Source organism: Atribacterota bacterium (genome assembly GCA_039638595.1).
Classification (GTDB): Bacteria; Atribacterota; Atribacteria; order Atribacterales; family Caldatribacteriaceae; genus Profundicultor; species Profundicultor thermophilus.
This window is the reverse complement of the sequence record JBDIWM010000044.1, coordinates 1-15,457: the sequence shown is the minus strand read 5'-3', so window position 1 is coordinate 15,457 and position 15,457 is coordinate 1. Positions and strand designations below refer to the sequence as shown.

Here is a 15,457-nt window from a genome sequence, read left to right as displayed (position 1 = left end):
AAAAAGAAGAGGAAAAAGGAGCACCAGACCCAGAACGAGAAGCGCCGGAAAAACGTACGTCCATTTTTCTAGATCAAAAAGAATGGTTCTTTTCCTCATAGACTCCCCCCTCACCCCTCCCGAACAGTTTGTTCGGGAGGGGTTATTGAACCATTATTTCCCGTACGCTTCAAGAACCATCTCTTCAAGCTTCTGCTGATAGAAATCAATCACCTGATCTGGATTTTCCCCCTTCACCACCGCTCGCACCACCATGTCATTGGCCATCCAGCTATTGCAGAAATCTTCCATAACCGAGGTCGCCTCTTTGAGGGGATACGTCATGGGCCATTCGTGGTACTGAGTCTTCAGAGCGACTTCATACGGGTCCATGCCCATTACCGGGTACTTTCCCTGTTTCCAGTTTTCACTCAAAACCTGCATCTGGCTTTTAAAAATGGGCAGATTATAGAGGTGAGACTGCTCACACCACCCTTTACGGTAATTTTCTTTATCAGCAAAAAAGGTATAGAGAAGGTCCTTGACCAATTCGGGGTGCTTGGTTGATTTGAAAATGAAGCATCCTTCCTGCCCCTGGTCTATAGGGCTGAAATCAGGATAAATCTTGGTTTTGGGAACAAGGTCTGGCTTACCGGTCATAATCCCGTACCAAATACTCATGGGATTCGAAGTCATGGCAATTTTCCCTTCCAGAAACGCCATGTTGTTGGAAATATCCACCCACTGTCCGGAATCTGGAGGTGTCAGCCCTTCCTCATAGATAGTTTTGAAAAGCGAGAAAACGTCTTTGGCGACCGACCGGTTTGGCTCTTTTCCCAGAATTACTCCCGCTTTGGAACGGCTCTCAATCACTCCTCCACCCAATCCATAGTAGTAAATGAAGAACGTCCACTCGCAGTCATAACCACTCCCGCCAAGGGGTAAGCCAATTCCATACACTCCCGGTTCCACCTGATTGACTTTCCTTGCTGCGGTAAGAACGTCATCCTTCCCTTTGAAAGGTAAAAGCTCCGAAGCTCCCGCCTTCTCGAAAATGTCCTGCCGGACATGCATCCAGCTAATTTCAAAACCGGAAGGAATCGCATAAACCCTTCCGTCTACTGTACCAACTAAGAGTTTTACCTCAAAGAAATCATCTCGACCCAGCTTATCCACAATCTCATCAAGCGGTAAAAGCAAGCCCCCCTCAGCAAACTTGGCGTAGGGCATACCACCGATGACCAAGTCGGGTTCCGTTCCTGAAGCCACTGCCGTTACCAGTTTGGGAGCAATATCCCCCACCGGAATCCAGGTAATTTTAACATCTACTCCATTCTTTGCTCCCCATTCATAGGCTAAAGAGTTAAACCAGTAGGCCTGTGCTGGCGCAAACGAAGCTCGACCCCAGATGGTAATGGTAGGCCGTTCTTGCGAGAAGGAAACACTAAAACAACATAGAAGAAGGAAACATACACTCATAATGATAATGCGCTTCATTATTCTCCCTCCTTTTTGTTGTCCTTTTTCACCTGTTTTCAAACGAACTTCGCCTTAGAAAGCACGGATAACTTTCTTCTTTCACCTCCCTTCATAAGGATATTATACCAGAAAAAGAAACACCGGAACCTTCTTCGGGAAACTTCGACTTTCAGCAGCAACCCACCAATCAATTTATACAATATACAAGCCTAAAAGGTAAAACTGACCATACTTGATTCCCCACAAAAAGGTACAAACCAAGCAAATTCATAGTAAACTAACTGACACCAGCGAAAAAGCGCGATACAAAATAGCCATTCATTGGAGATTACATTCTGAGCCTTGCCTTTTTCATCGCGCACATTTCCTGATCCGCCTGAAGGAGGATTTTCTCCACCTCGTCCAGGTTGCGAAACTCGGAAACTCCAAAAGAGAAAGAAACGGGAAAGGAAAACTCATTCTGATTCGCCATGGAGCTCTGTACCCGCTCTATGGCTATGCAAGCTTCAGAAGCCCTCGTTTTTGGGAAAACCACCACAAATTCGTCTCCACCATATCGGACAATCAACACATCTTTACGAAGGTTTTCCTGAAGTATTCTGGCAACAAAGGAAAGTACCCGGTCTCCTGTCAGGTGTCCATAGGTATCATTAATCATTTTCAGGTTATCCACGTCCAGAAACCCAAGGGTGGAAGTCAAACCCAGGGAAGACAGACCCTGAGCGTGTTCCCTAACCCACTGATTGAAGAAGTGACGGTTAAAAACTCCAGTTAAGGCATCTCGTTTGGCTATTTCTTCGAACTGCTTTTTTCTCGCTGAATCTCAAAAAGAAGGGCATCAAAAGGTTTTCTGATGCTTTCCACCACAATCCCCTCCAAGAGAACGAAATAAGAAATAAATCGAAAAAGGTGCCCTAACATATTGAAAAACCCGTACACGTCGGTATAAAGAGTAAAAGAAAACTCAGCTAGAGCACTGAGGACAAGTGCCCAGGAAATCGGTTTTCGAAAGGGGAGCATATCTTCATCTCTATCGCGTTGTACCTGAATGAGTAGCGTAAACCACAACGCAATCATGACATACTCAGAAACAACCTTAAAAAGCGTAAGACCTTTCCCTTCCAGAAAACAATCTGGAAAGTACCCCAAAAAATGGTGCTGCTACCAGCAATTGCTGCTGAAAAAACCATTAACGCCAGTGCACCTATCGAAACGTGCCGGAGCCACAGGACAATGACGGCTAAGCCACCGAATTCTACCAAACGACCCAGAATCCAGAACTGGGTGGGGAGGTTGGCCGTATATCCTGGAAATACACCCATACCCTTATAAGAGAGAGTATGGAGGGTATCGATACTTGCCACCCCAAGGTATAGCCACCCGAGCTTCTGTACCACAGTGTTGCGGCTCACGGAGGAAGCCGCCACGGCAAAAAGAAACATGGCAAAACCGGTAAAGATGGCTAAGAATTCAACAATAGAATGAAAAAGAAGGTAATTCCGGCGGGAAAGGGAATAGAGCAAAAGTAGTGCCGGGCTCCAAAAGCCTGCTAAAAAGGTCTTTTTTACCCTCAGTACCATTACCCCACAAACCCCTCCTACAATAGAGGAAAGCAGAAATTGCAACAAAAATATGGTCGGGGCGAGCCGATTTGAACGGCCGACACCACGGTCCCGAACCGTGTGCGCTAACCAGGCTGCGCTACGCCCCGACTAAAAGAATTATAACACAACTTCTTTATTCCTCCCACTCATCTCCTGGATCCATTTCTGATGCAGATGAAAAAAGGGGGAAGGGAGACCATCCTCGGGGAAAAATCCCCACGCCTCTACTTCCTCCGGACACGGACGGACACTCCCCTCTTGAAAAAAGCCCTCAAACAAAAAAACCACGAAATGGAACCAATCCCCGTTTGGATAGCGAAAATGAAGCGCTGGATCCTGCAAATATACTGCCCGTAAACCTCGTATTTTTACTTCGATTCCCAATTCCTCCTGTAATTCTCGATGCACAGCCTCCTCTTCTGATTCATGGTTTTCTGCTTTTCCAGTGGGAAGACACCAAAGATGGTTATCGCGGCGGCGAACACATAAAACTTGATTTATTTGATTTCGAATCAGCATTCCCACCGCCCGTTTTTTGGGTGGTGTAAGATCCCTTCCTATAATACATCCAAGGTGCACAATCACCATATCCGGATAACCGGGACTCTGGGGGCAAGGCAGAACCGTGTCTTCCGTTACATAGAGAACTCCCGTAATTCCCACTCCATGGGCACCCTGAATATCAGTTTCAATACTATCACCCACCAGAAGGATGTTGTTTCGTTCGATGTCCCCCAATTCCCGGAAAAGGAGCTGGAAAATATACGGTGAAGGTTTACCAATGACTGTCGCTTTACGGCCCGTAATGGATTCAATCGCCTTTACCACAGCCCCAGTAGCCGGCACTTTCCCCTCGGGAAGGGTGAAAGCCATATCGGGGTTCGTTGCAACCAATTCTGCACCGTCCTCGATAAAGCGCACCACCCGGGTGATCTCACCAAAAGAAATGCGCTCATCGTATCCCACCACCACCACTTCCGGAGCATGTGTTGTTTCGGTAACCCCCATTGCTTCCAGTTCCCCTTTGAGCGAATCGCTTCCAAGGATATAGCCGTTCCTGTATCCCTTCTCCCGCAGATAGCAACCCGTAGCCCAGGACGCTGTCACGACATCCTCCAACTCAGCCAGAACGCCAAAGGCAACGAGTCTTTCCCGGATTTCTGCTCTCGACCAACGAGGATTATTGGTCAAAAAGCGGACCAGTTTGCCCATCTTTCGCAGTTCCATTATCACTTCTTTTGCATCCAAGATTAATTTTCCACCCCGCCAGATTACTCCGTCGAGGTCAAAGAGGAAAATTCGAAAACGTTCGGCAATCACCCTGAAACAGTCACCACTCGTCTTTGCTTCTTAACTAAGACTGTACCTGCGTAATCCAAAAGAATAAAACCTTCCGAGGGAATCGGACGGTGAATCACCCAAACATTTTAAAAGACTGAACGATTTTCTGAGCTTCACTTTACCCATTCATCTCGAAAGGGAACCAGTTCGAGAACCAATTTACTCGTTTTTTCGTCTCTCTGGTACGATTATACCAGAGCAAAGTCCCGATTCGGAACTCTCCCTGATAACCATCAAAACAAAGGGGGACTCTTTGGAATCCCGAGTCCCCCTTTGTTTTGATGAAAAAAATCTTTTCAGCCTCTTCCCTTTACCGGCTTCTGGATGGTTTTCAGAGCTTGTTCGGTGCTTATATTTCGAATTATATTATTCACCCCAAAATACTTGGTTTCTTTCAGAACCGGCGTGTTGAAAGGCGTCACAAAACATTTTTATTTGTATCTTGGGGTTATTGCTTCACCAACGATTGACACCAAATCATGAAAATCAACTTCTATCGTCTCCAAAACAAGTTTTCATTTCCCCGCACTTTCCTCAACGTCTCAGATAACACATTCATCTTCTCCTCGCAGAGTCTTTCGAAGTCTCAATTGTTGCTGAAAACCCTCAAGCTCTTCATCCTCAATCATCCAAAGTAACTGGTAAAGCTTTTCTACGAAGTCATTTTCGGCCGGCTTTATCCGATAGAAAACCCTTCTGCCCATTCGTTCCTCTTCCACCAAATCTACCATCTTGAGTTCCTTTAAGTACTTTGAAAGGTTATAAGGACTATCTCCAAGGGCACTAGCCAGCTCACACACGAAAAATTGTTCTTGCTCCTTAAGGAGCAATACCATCAACCGGAGTCTTTTACGATCCGCCAGGGCTTTAAAAATCACCTCATACTTTCTCATATGCGCATTTTGGCAAAAAAAATATTGAAAGTCAAGAAAAAGTATTCCGACCTCAACGCGAAATTCCAATCCACCCATTTAATTCCTTCACGAAACTCCAAGCAGCCTACCTTCAAAACAGCGTTGACGAGAGCGCTCTTCCCTGCTATAATCTTTTCCGCAGTGCCGGGTTGGTGGAACAGGAAGACACGCTATCTTGAGGGGGTAGTGGGTATTCACCCGTGCGAGTTCAAATCTCGCACCCGGCACCATTTCTTATATGTCAAACACCACTTTACATCCCTCACCGTGGAGGGCTGTACGAAAGGCTTCCTCATACTGAGATAGTGTAAACCGGTGTGTGATAACCGGCGCAATATCGATTTTGCCTGACTCCATGAGTGCTTCTATCTTCTCCCAGGTATCCCATATTTTCCGACCAAAGAAACCCTGAATGGTTACCTCTTTGAAAACAATATCCGGTGAAACATGTAGTCCAAGAAGTTGAGCAGTTTGTCCAAGAACCATGATTTTTCCCCCTACACGGAGGTACCGAAATGCCTCCTGAAGCGCCAGGATGTTCCCCGAAGCCTCGATAACTACACCAACACCTCCACCGAAATCGCGAGCCTTTTCAGCAACCACTTCAACCAGGGGCTCAAGACAAGGATTAACCAAAAAATGTGCACCCATAGAAGAGGCAATTCGAAGGCGCTTCTCATTGGGGTCGACAGCGATAATTTGAGCTGCTCCAAAGAATCGAGCAAAAGCCACCGCGAACTGGCCAATCGGACCACACCCAAGGACAACGACGAAGTCCCCAGTGACGTTTCCAGCTTCTACCGCTCGATAAGGAATTCCCATGGGTTCCAGCATACATCCTTCATCGAAGGAAAACGATTCGGGAATCTTGCGAGTGGAAACAGCAGGAATTACAGCATACTCAGCAAAACACCCATTCCGGGTATGGCCGAAAAGACCCATGTTTTCACAGGTATGTAACCGACCATGACGACACTGAAAACACTGCAAACAGGGAATGTGGGTTTCCGAGGCAACTTTATCACCCACCCTAAATCCTTCCACTCCCTCGCCAAGAGCCACAACCTCGCCACAGCATTCGTGGCCCGGGATGAACGGTAATCTGGGAATAATAGAACGGGCAAATTCATCCCATTTGTAAATTTTTAGGTCTGAACCACAGATAGCTGCAGCTCGAACACGCACCAGAATCTCCCTCTTACCTGGAGAAGGTATAGGGATATCCTGCAACACAAAACCAGGATTTTCTTCTACCTTTAGCAGCGCTCTCATCATCTTTCCTCCTCATTTTGATTCTCAAGAGCCATTGTCAAGGCAATCCACTGGGAGCGTTCCAGGTCGTCAGCCCGGATTTGGGGTAATATCCCCGTTTTTTCCAAAACGTCAGAAGCCTTTTTGCGACTTCCCATCTTTTCCTCAAGGCGCGAATAAAGCGACTTCCTCCTCTGCATAAAAAGAAAGCGCGCTAAATTGATCACCTTCCGATACGTTGTTAGGTCAACTCCATCCATTCGGGGAACCAATTTTAACACCACCGATTCCACCTTTGGAATCGGGCTAAACGCCGAAGGGGCAACTGTAAGAACTCTTTTCACGTTGAACCGAAGGTGAGTCGCCAGGGATACTAAGCTCCCTTTCCCCGAAGGAGGGAAAGAAAGCACCTTATCTCCAAACTCTCTCTGCACCATAAGAAGAAGGAGATTCCACTCCACTTTCTCGTCGAAGAGTTTAAAAAGTATCGGGGTAGAAACAGAATAGGGAAGGTTAGAAACGCACTTGATTACCGGAAATGTGAGAAATGCAAGATAAGTCTGTAAATCAATTTTGAGAAAATCCTCGGGGTAAAATGAAAAATTCGAATACGCAGCGAATTTTTCCCTTATCAAGGGAGTAAGACCCGAATCAATTTCAAAACCCACCACCCATCCAGCCTGTTGGAGAAGTATCTCAGTGAGAAAACCTCCTCCAATACCAATTTCCACAACTAAATCAAGAGGAGAGAGTTCCGCCTCTTCAGCAACTCGCTTTCTAATTTTCGAATCAACTAAAAAATGCTGTCCCCACCCTTTTCGATGTCGACCTTTTAGGACCATATAAAGGGTCCAGATTCAACCAAGCTTAATTTTCTTGGGTCTCGCCAAAGTGATCCGGGAAGAAATAGTCACACCGATCAACTGGTTCTTTTCTTTCCTTTTGTTCCCCCAAAAGGCATCGATAAATCCCTTTCTTTTTCAGTTCCGGATCACAATGGCGACATACCTGGCACAAGCCTTCAGGATTGTACAAACCCACTCCCCCTTTAAACCCATTCTATTTCATTCACCTCGATATTCACCTTGTCGAGAGATAAACCCAATTCCTGGCGCGTTATCTCCCATACCCTTTTTTGCACTTCTCGAGCGACGGCAATAAAAGAAGAACTCTCAGAAAGTTTCAAATTCATGGTTACAGCGATTCTCCTCCCCTCCAGAGGAATCTTCTCATGGAGCGACTGACTTTCTCCGTCGACGAAGACTTTTATCTGTCGCAGAAGATGCTCAAAATCATTTTTGACTCCTTCCACTTCCAGTACAGCTTTCCCCACCACCTCAAGCAGAGTTGAGACTCGAATCCTTATCTGCCCTTCTTGAAAATCATTCATGGCCTTCGTCCCGGTAAATTCCTGAAGATAAATTCTACCGCCTGGTCCGGTCTTTCAAAACAAGGGAAAAAGTCTTCTCGTCCTCGGTGGTCGCATATTTTCCAGGTTTCAAGGCCCACTAAGATCTTCCCCGCCCTTAACGCAAGGGCAATTTCACTGAGCGTACCCGTCTGCCCTCCACAGGCGATGAGGGCCGAAGCTGTATTAACGATAACAAAGTTCCTCACTTCTCCAAGGCCAGTGGGAATGGCAATATCAACAAAAGGGTTCGCATCCTCAAAAGAAAAGCCCGGGAGGATTCCGATTGTCAACCCACTCTCTTCTTTCGCACCTCGGCAGGCGGCTTCCATAACTCCTCCCAGACCACCACAAACAAGAACCGCCCCTCGTCGGGCAATCTCTCGACCAGCTTCATAAGCAAGCCGACATATCCTTTCTTCACAGACACTCTGGCCGATAACACCAATGTAAACGCTACTTTTCATATCCCAGGTACTTTTTCAAATCATCCGGCTTGAGCTTTTCCAAGAACTGGCCAAACTCTTCAATTTCTTTATCATCAATTTCACCCATAGCAACTGTGGTAGAACTGCGTACTTCCTCAGAAATATAAATCGGAGCCCCCATGCGTAAAGAGAGTGCGATACCGTCACTGGGACGCGCATCAATGGTGATCTCGTTTTCTCCAACTTTGAGATATAAAAGCGCGTAGAAGGTGTTATCCACAATCTGGGTGATGACCACTCGATCCAGCTCTCCCCCCATATTGCGGATGACCGAGGCCAGAAGGTCATGGGTCAGCGGTCGAGGTGTTTGCACTCCTTGTAAACCAAGTAAAATTGCCTGAGCTTCAAAAATCCCAATCCAGATGGGCAGGCTTCTTTTTTCCTCTTCGTCGACCAGAACAACGACCGCCATAGCATTCTTCTGATCAAACATCAACCCCTGAACTCGCATTTTCATCATCGGTATTTCAATCCCTCTTTTCCTGACTTATATTGTATAACCCCTTTCGCTTCTCCTCAATTCCTGTTGGCTCATTTTCCACTTTTTTCCAAAAACCTCCTGAAAATTCTGCCAGAGCTGTTCTTGCAGAATCGAAATATCGATATTCCAAAACTGCGCCAGAAAACGCGCCATCCCAGGAAGGAAAGCTGGTTCATTCCGTTGCCCTCTTTTTCCCTGAGGAGGAAGATAAGGAGCATCAGTCTCAAGAAAAATGCGTTCCCGAGGAACCATTGCAAGACTTTTGCGAAGGGTTGTTGCTTTTGGATAGGTCATAACACCGTTCACCGAAAGGTAAAAACCGTGAGAAAGGATCTCTTGCAAGAGGAACCAGTCGCCGGAAAAGCAATGCCAGACGACGGGAACATGGTGTACTCGCTCGGCCAGAATCTTCAGCACTCTTCTTTCGGCAGCCCGGGAATGGACAATAAGCGGAAGATCATTTCGCTCGGCAATTTCGATTTGAGCAACAAACGTTTCTTCCTGTTCTCGTTCATACGTTCTATCCCAGTAATAATCGAGCCCTACTTCTCCCACGGCAATAACTCCGGGAGAAACTATGAGGTTCTCAATCTGGGAAAAATCGATTTTTTCGCCCTTGACCTCCTGGGGATGAACACCCAAAGCAGCACACACCGGAGCATAACGCCGAGCAATCTCCAGAACCTTCTGGGAAGAAGAAATAGAAATACCTGCGCTCACGATGGTTGTAACACCCACCGCTTGGGCTCGTTCAATAACCTCCCCACAATCAAACTGAAAGGCATCATCATCGAGATGGGCGTGGATGTCAATCCAGAAAGTCATCGGATCTTGCTTCCTGGAGCAATGTCCCGATCCACAGTGAGAAGACTTACGCCTCCTTTCCCATCGTCAGCAGCAAGAAGCATGCCCTCCGACTGTATACCCCGTATCGTGGCTGGTTCAAGATTGGCAAGAACCACCACCTTTTTCCCCAGCATCTCCTCCGGTCGATAATACGGAGCAAGACCGGCTACAAGCGTCCGTTCCTCATCTCCCAAACTTACCCGTAGGGCCAGGAGCGCTCTTGTACCCTCTACCCTTTCTACCTGTACAACTTCACCAATCCGAAGTTCAAGCTTTTGAAACTCTTCCAGATTAATGAATGAAGAACCCATATGGATCACTCCTTTCTAAATAAGGCGCGGAAAGAGGGGTTCAGGGTGCTTCACGCGATAGCATTCTGGACCTCCACTCCATTCTAACTCCATAGTTCTTGGAGAAAATTCGAAATGGTCTCCCATACCAATGAGATTCCACAGCTTCGTAGCTGTGGAAGGCATAAAAGGAGAAACAAACACAGCAACGATTCGGCTGCAGTCAAGTAAACGATAGAGAACCCGATCCAGGCTTTTATTTCCTTCTTTAAACATCTTCCAAGGAGCTTGCTGGTCAATGGAGCGATTTGCAAAATGAACAAGACGCCAAACGCTTTCGAGAGCCTGTGCAAAGGCAAAGCGCTCCATGGAAAAAAAGAATTTTTCTTTTACATCTTCCAATAACTCTTCCCATTCTCGGTCTTCATAGGCACTCGGTTTCTGGACAACTCCATTTCGATACTTCAGGACCATACTTAAAGTCCGGTGGACCATATTCCCAAAATTGTCAGACAGGTCTGCATTCGATCGTTCCACCAACGCCTTCTCCGAAAAATCGCCATCCAGACCAAAGCTCACTTCTCGCATTAAAAAATAACGGAAACGATCCACACCGTACTGGGCAATCACCCGGTAGGGGTCAACCACATTCCCCTTAGACTTGGACATTTTCTCACCTTCTACGGTCCACCATCCGTGAGCAAAAATTCGTCGAGGAAGGGGTAACCCTGCCCCCAAAAGCATCCCAGGCCAGAGGACAGCATGAAAACGGAGAATATCCTTCCCCACCAGATGATATGTCCAGGGCCAGAGGCTGGAAAATTGTGCTTCGTCACGACCAAAACCTGCTACCGTGATGTAGTTTATGAGGGCGTCAAACCAGACATAAAACGTATGCTCAGGGTCTCCAGGAACCTGAATACCCCACTTGAGACCTGTGCGAGAAATGCTCTGATCTTTGAGACCTCTACGGACGAAATTGTAAATCTCATTGTAACGGCTCTCAGGCATGATGAAGTCAGGATGCTCATCAAAATATCGAAGGAGTGGCTCGGAAAATCGAGAAAGTGCAAAGAAATAGCTTTCTTCCCTCAATCTTTGCAAAGGTCGGCCACAGTCTGGACAGACAAACCGCTCATCAAGTTGGCTTTCTGGCCAGAAGGTTTCACAGGGAACGCAGTACCACCCTTCGTACTCCCCTTTGTAAACATACCCCCTCCCCTTTAAAAGGAGAAAGAAATCCCGTACCACCTTTTCATGTTCTGGAAAAGTGGTACGGATGAAAACGTCGTACTCGATATGCATGGCCTTCCAGAGTTCCTGGAAGCGAACTACCACCTTATCAACAAGTTCCCGAGGCGATAATCCTACTTCCTGAGCAGCTTTTTCAATTTTCTGCCCGTGTTCATCGGTCCCGGTGGAAAAGAAAACCCTCTCCCCCAGAAGGCGATGGAACCGAGCTAAAATGTCTGCTGCGCAGGTGGTATATGCATGACCAATATGGGGTACATCGTTCACGTAGTAAATGGGTGTGGTGACGTAAAAACTCTTCTCCATCTTTTACCTCCTTTAACTGCTTTCTCTAATTATGGCACAAACTTGTGCTTCCGGAAACTTCAAACGGCAATTCCAGTGGGACGAAGTCGGTCGCTTTCCCCTCGATATGCTTCCCAAAATTTCCGATTCCATTTGCATCCTGGATCAGGACCAAGGTAATCGGAAAAATACGCATACGCTCTAGCTCGACATCCTCCACACACTGACCGGTAATCACAAACCCCACAGTGAGGTTTGTACCGTTCCCGGTCGCGAAGTTCTTGCATGACCGAAGACCCACTCCAGATTTCCTCAAGGGTTTTCTCTTTGAGGGAACCAATGGAAATCGGTATGAACACACAGGGGGTCACTGTACCATCCGGTTGAATCGCACAGTACGCTCGGGCTGCACCACACCCCCCCACATACTCCGCTGCCACCCGGGCAAGAGTCCCCTCTGAAAGGGAATAGTGTCCAGTGATTACGATACCATGGGCATCTTTCTCCAGACACTTTCTCCCAAACTGAGGACTGGTACTGAAAACGGCGATTTCCTTTTCCATCAGGCAGTCATAAAGCATATCGAGCATATCTTCCCGCTCTTCTGGAGAAAGATCGCATTCGACAATCTCCCGTCCTCTTCCAGTGGGGATGAAATTAAAAGCGTAAAAACGATGTGCTCCCAGATTTTGAGTAAGCCGATAGAGATCCCGCAGGTCACGCAGGTTGTCCCGGGTAATCGTCGGAGCAACGCCAACCAGAAGTCCCGCTTTCACAGCGTTTTCGATTCCCTCCACGGTTTTCTTCCAGAGTCCCGGTATACCCCGGAAGGCATCATGATACTCAGGATACGAACTATCCAGACTCACCTCCACATAGCTCACCCCAACGTCCTTCAGTCGCTGACACATATCTTTGGTGAGAAGGACACCATTGGTGGCTACCGAAAGGTAAATTTCTTTTGATGCAGCCCGCTCCGCTACCGAAAAAAAATCCGGGTCCGTCAGTGGCTCTCCACCCGAGAAAGCCAAAACCGGAACAAAATTTCGGTCAAGTTCTTCAATCACCTCCAGGCGTTCTTTGAGATTCAATTCCTGCAACACTCGACCAGCATTCTGGTAGCAGTGGCGGCACCTAAGATTACACCGATTGGTAAAATTCCACACCACAAGGAGTGGTCCAGCAAAAATCTGTGGCTGAGTTGCTCCATAGCGGGCAACGCTTCTGGCCAGATTAATAGTAACCCTGCGGATATTTCGGGAACTAAAAACCTCATTCACCAAATACTCTTTTTGCCAGCGCAATAAAAAACGCACCATTTCAATAACCATATAAATGGGAAAGAAGGACATTTTTTCAGAAAACGATAAACCATCCTTTCTACGTCCGTAAAAGAGCAAAATCCTTTCAAGCTTCACCGTCCCACCTGATGACGGTTGCGTCACCCACCGGAAAAGCAAGCGAACAATTCCGAGATTCAGATACTTACGCACTCTTTCCGGATTCATGAGACGTTCATGCATTACTCTCACCTCCCCACTATTATTTTACACCCCTTATCAAGCACAAAAACATCCCTTTAAAGTCAATTCCCAATGTTCTATAATACTATGGTGATGCTGTATGAGTCTTTATGAGAGTATAAGCCGGTTTGATACCCTGTACCGCAGGGCCTTTTGGAAAAAACTTCTGGGAAAAGTACGCCATCACCACCTTCTTCTCCCTCTTTCACCCTGGCGAGAAATCGCCGGCAGCGGGGAAGAAATCTATAAAGGGATACAGACAGTCCCAATCGATAAAATCATCGGGACCGAAAACCGATTTGATGACTTTGATCGAGAATTCCTCCCTCTAAAAAAGCAGGATCGGCACCGCTGGGCCCGCATTCACCAGCTTTACCAGAGTGGTCAATCCCTTCCCGTAGTATCTTTAGTTAAAGTAGGGGAATTCTATTTTGTTCGCGATGGACATCATCGCATTTCGGTGGCAAAAGCCGAAAGGGCAGAGTATATCGACGCTGAAGTCATTGAGATCCCTCTTCCCCCAACACTTCAGGATTCTTCCCCTGAGGAAGTTTTCCATCGCCTTGAGGAACAAATTTTCTGGGAAAAGACTGGACTCAAAAATATTCATGTCACCATTCCCGGAGGATATCTTGAACTCCTTCGCCTCATCCAGTGTTTCCAGTGTTCTTCTTGCATCAGCAACACAGAGAGTAGAGAAAAATACGCAGGGTGCATTCCCTGGGAAGAAGCTGTCCAGGGATGGTACAAAAACTGTTATCAGAAAGCCACAGAGGTGATCCAAGAGAGCAAGATGATGAGAAAATTAAAAAACAGAACCCCTACAGACTTTTACCTCTGGATGCTCTATAATCTGGACCTCTTGCGCAAAGAAGCGTGTTTCATTCCTTCCCCATCTTTCTCCCCACCACGTAAAAGGCCTACCGTCCTATACAGAGAAAGAACATAATTTACCCCGCTCTCAAACTCAGGATAAGGAAGTACTGCGAAGAGAGGATGTCCTGACCGAGCTTCTTCGGTGGACCAAAATCAGAAATGATAAGAAGGAATCCATCGATATCCTCTTCGTGGGGTAATCGAGACGGTTGAAGGATAATTTCGCGAGTTTCCCATCGCTGACCTTTCTGTATTGCCAACCACACAACCACCCTCCCTTCCCATGGGCAAATTCCGCCATCCGGACAACGAGAATCTTCAATCACTTCCAGAAATTTGATGGATATCCCTGATTCCTTAAGAATGACAGCTCCCCCGTGGAATAGCCGTACAGCCTCCCCAAATGTAACGGTTTTTGGACCGAAACAACCTGAGAAAAGAGAGAGGCAAAGCACAAGAAGAATCCATAATCGAGTCTCCACGCAAATACCCCCTTTGTCCTGGTATGATATAATTTTGGCATAAAACACAAAGGAGGGTCAACTCATGAAAAGATGTGGTGTTTTGTTCACTGTTATTGGTGTTTTGCTTCTCAGTCTCACTGGTCTTGGATTTTCTCAGGAAGCAAGACCTGGAGGAACGCTTGTTTTCGGCAGCGCCGGTGATGCGGCGCGACTCGATCCAGCCGACGTCACCGATGGGATTTCCATCACCAGGACCGATGCCATGTTCGAAGGTTTGCTCCGCTACCAAGAAGGGAGCACGGAAATCGAACCATGCCTTGCCGAGTCTTGGGAAGTTTCTGAAGATGGCCTCACTTTCACCTTCCATCTTCGCAAAGGCGTCAAATTCCACGACGGTACCGATTTCAACGCTGATGCGGTGGTCTATTCATATAAGCGACAGTTCGATCCCAATCATCCCTTTTACCAGTACGGTGAATGGGCCTACTGGAAATGGATGTTCAATTACGTGAAAGATGTGGAAAAAGTCGACGATTACACTGTTAAAATCATTCTTTCCCAACCCAATGCCTCTTTTCTAACCAGCATGGCTATGTTCACAGTGGCCGTTGTGAGTCCCACCGCCTGTGAAAAGTATGGGGCCGATTTCTTCAAAAATCCGGTGGGCACCGGACCTTTCAAATTCGTGGAATGGGTCAAGGACGACCACATCACTGTAGAAGCCTTTGACGATTACTGGGGAGGACGGCCGTATTTAGACCGCGTCATTTTCCGGGTGATTCCTGACCCGTCCGTTCGGCTCCTTGAACTTGAAAAGGGCACCATTGACTGCGTGGAGTATCCCAGCCCCGATGATCTGGAACGAATCAAAAGCAATCCGGACCTGGTGCTTCTTGAAACTGCCGGTATCAATGTAGGGTATCTCGCCATGAATGTGGGTGAAGATACACCAGGTTTTGAAAAACCCTTTGCCGACG

General features: G+C 47.0%; 16 protein-coding genes, 2 tRNA genes and 1 pseudogene. 3 read left to right on the top strand and 16 right to left on the bottom strand.

Annotated elements, in window-relative coordinates; translation table 11 throughout:
* Positions 1-153: 153 nt before the first annotated feature.
* From ABDK92_09285 to ABDK92_09260, 6 genes and pseudogenes are all read right to left on the bottom strand, one after another.
* Positions 154-1,476, bottom strand: a complete 1,323-nt coding sequence (locus ABDK92_09285; GenBank protein MEN3186798.1) for an extracellular solute-binding protein — start codon at positions 1,474-1,476, stop codon at positions 154-156.
* 310 nt (positions 1,477-1,786) lie between these two features.
* Positions 1,787-2,251 carry a GGDEF domain-containing protein gene (locus ABDK92_09280; protein ID MEN3186797.1) on the bottom strand — a complete coding sequence of 155 codons (465 nt, stop codon included), beginning with the start codon at positions 2,249-2,251 and terminating at the stop codon, positions 1,787-1,789.
* A pseudogene (locus ABDK92_09275) lies at positions 2,248-3,038 on the bottom strand (MASE3 domain-containing protein). The gene ABDK92_09280 and the pseudogene ABDK92_09275 overlap by 4 nt, the downstream one beginning before the upstream one ends.
* A gap of 53 nt (positions 3,039-3,091) precedes the next feature.
* Positions 3,092-3,169: transfer RNA gene (locus ABDK92_09270), tRNA-Pro, on the bottom strand.
* Positions 3,170-3,179: 10 nt separating this feature from the next.
* Positions 3,180-4,382, bottom strand: a complete 1,203-nt coding sequence (locus ABDK92_09265) for an HAD-IIA family hydrolase (protein ID MEN3186796.1) — start codon at positions 4,380-4,382, stop codon at positions 3,180-3,182.
* 563 nt (positions 4,383-4,945) lie between these two features.
* Positions 4,946-5,296, bottom strand: coding sequence for a metalloregulator ArsR/SmtB family transcription factor (locus tag ABDK92_09260; GenBank protein ID MEN3186795.1), 351 nt, complete (start codon positions 5,294-5,296; stop codon positions 4,946-4,948).
* 164 nt (positions 5,297-5,460) lie between these two features.
* Here ABDK92_09260 and ABDK92_09255 point away from each other — a divergent pair.
* Positions 5,461-5,547, top strand: a tRNA-Leu gene (locus ABDK92_09255).
* A 4-nt stretch (positions 5,548-5,551) separates the two neighbouring features.
* On the opposite strand, the gene ABDK92_09250 is transcribed toward ABDK92_09255, so the two are convergent.
* The 9 genes from ABDK92_09250 to ABDK92_09210 form a co-directional block, all read right to left on the bottom strand.
* Positions 5,552-6,592 carry an alcohol dehydrogenase catalytic domain-containing protein gene (locus ABDK92_09250; protein MEN3186794.1) on the bottom strand — a complete coding sequence of 347 codons (1,041 nt, stop codon included), beginning with the start codon at positions 6,590-6,592 and terminating at the stop codon, positions 5,552-5,554.
* Positions 6,589-7,410 (bottom strand): 16S rRNA (adenine(1518)-N(6)/adenine(1519)-N(6))-dimethyltransferase RsmA, encoded by an 822-nt coding sequence (gene rsmA / locus ABDK92_09245; GenBank protein ID MEN3186793.1) that lies wholly within the window; start codon positions 7,408-7,410, stop codon positions 6,589-6,591. The genes ABDK92_09250 and rsmA overlap by 4 nt, the downstream gene beginning before the upstream one ends.
* A gap of 206 nt (positions 7,411-7,616) precedes the next feature.
* On the bottom strand, positions 7,617-7,958 hold the full coding sequence (locus ABDK92_09240; protein MEN3186792.1) for an Asp23/Gls24 family envelope stress response protein: 342 nt from the start codon (positions 7,956-7,958) through the stop codon (positions 7,617-7,619).
* Positions 7,955-8,443 (bottom strand): TIGR00725 family protein, encoded by a 489-nt coding sequence (locus ABDK92_09235; protein ID MEN3186791.1) that lies wholly within the window; start codon positions 8,441-8,443, stop codon positions 7,955-7,957. The genes ABDK92_09240 and ABDK92_09235 overlap by 4 nt, the downstream gene beginning before the upstream one ends.
* Positions 8,433-8,924: a bifunctional nuclease family protein gene (locus ABDK92_09230; GenBank protein ID MEN3186790.1), complete on the bottom strand. Its 492-nt coding sequence runs from the start codon at positions 8,922-8,924 to the stop codon at positions 8,433-8,435. The genes ABDK92_09235 and ABDK92_09230 overlap by 11 nt, the downstream gene beginning before the upstream one ends.
* Positions 8,925-8,951: 27 nt before the next feature.
* Positions 8,952-9,770, bottom strand: a complete 819-nt coding sequence (locus ABDK92_09225; GenBank protein ID MEN3186789.1) for a TatD family hydrolase — start codon at positions 9,768-9,770, stop codon at positions 8,952-8,954.
* Positions 9,767-10,102 carry a methionine--tRNA ligase subunit beta gene (gene metG / locus ABDK92_09220; protein ID MEN3186788.1) on the bottom strand — a complete coding sequence of 112 codons (336 nt, stop codon included), beginning with the start codon at positions 10,100-10,102 and terminating at the stop codon, positions 9,767-9,769. The genes ABDK92_09225 and metG (ABDK92_09220) overlap by 4 nt, the downstream gene beginning before the upstream one ends.
* A 15-nt stretch (positions 10,103-10,117) precedes the next feature.
* Positions 10,118-11,638 (bottom strand): methionine--tRNA ligase, encoded by a 1,521-nt coding sequence (gene metG / locus ABDK92_09215; protein ID MEN3186787.1) that lies wholly within the window; start codon positions 11,636-11,638, stop codon positions 10,118-10,120.
* 59 nt (positions 11,639-11,697) lie between these two features.
* Complete coding sequence (locus tag ABDK92_09210) at positions 11,698-13,140, bottom strand: radical SAM protein (protein ID MEN3186786.1); 1,443 nt, start codon at positions 13,138-13,140, stop codon at positions 11,698-11,700.
* Positions 13,141-13,240: 100 nt separating this feature from the next.
* Here ABDK92_09210 and ABDK92_09205 point away from each other — a divergent pair, with 100 nt between their 5' ends.
* Positions 13,241-14,089, top strand: a complete 849-nt coding sequence (locus ABDK92_09205; protein MEN3186785.1) for a hypothetical protein — start codon at positions 13,241-13,243, stop codon at positions 14,087-14,089.
* Between the two features lies 1 nt (position 14,090).
* Here ABDK92_09205 and ABDK92_09200 read toward each other — a convergent pair whose 3' ends face one another.
* Positions 14,091-14,498, bottom strand: coding sequence for a hypothetical protein (locus tag ABDK92_09200; GenBank protein ID MEN3186784.1), 408 nt, complete (start codon positions 14,496-14,498; stop codon positions 14,091-14,093).
* A gap of 64 nt (positions 14,499-14,562) precedes the next feature.
* Between ABDK92_09200 and ABDK92_09195 the strand changes: the two genes are divergently transcribed.
* Positions 14,563-15,457, top strand: an 895-nt coding sequence (locus ABDK92_09195) for an ABC transporter substrate-binding protein (GenBank protein MEN3186783.1), incomplete at its 3' end; no start/stop codon positions are given.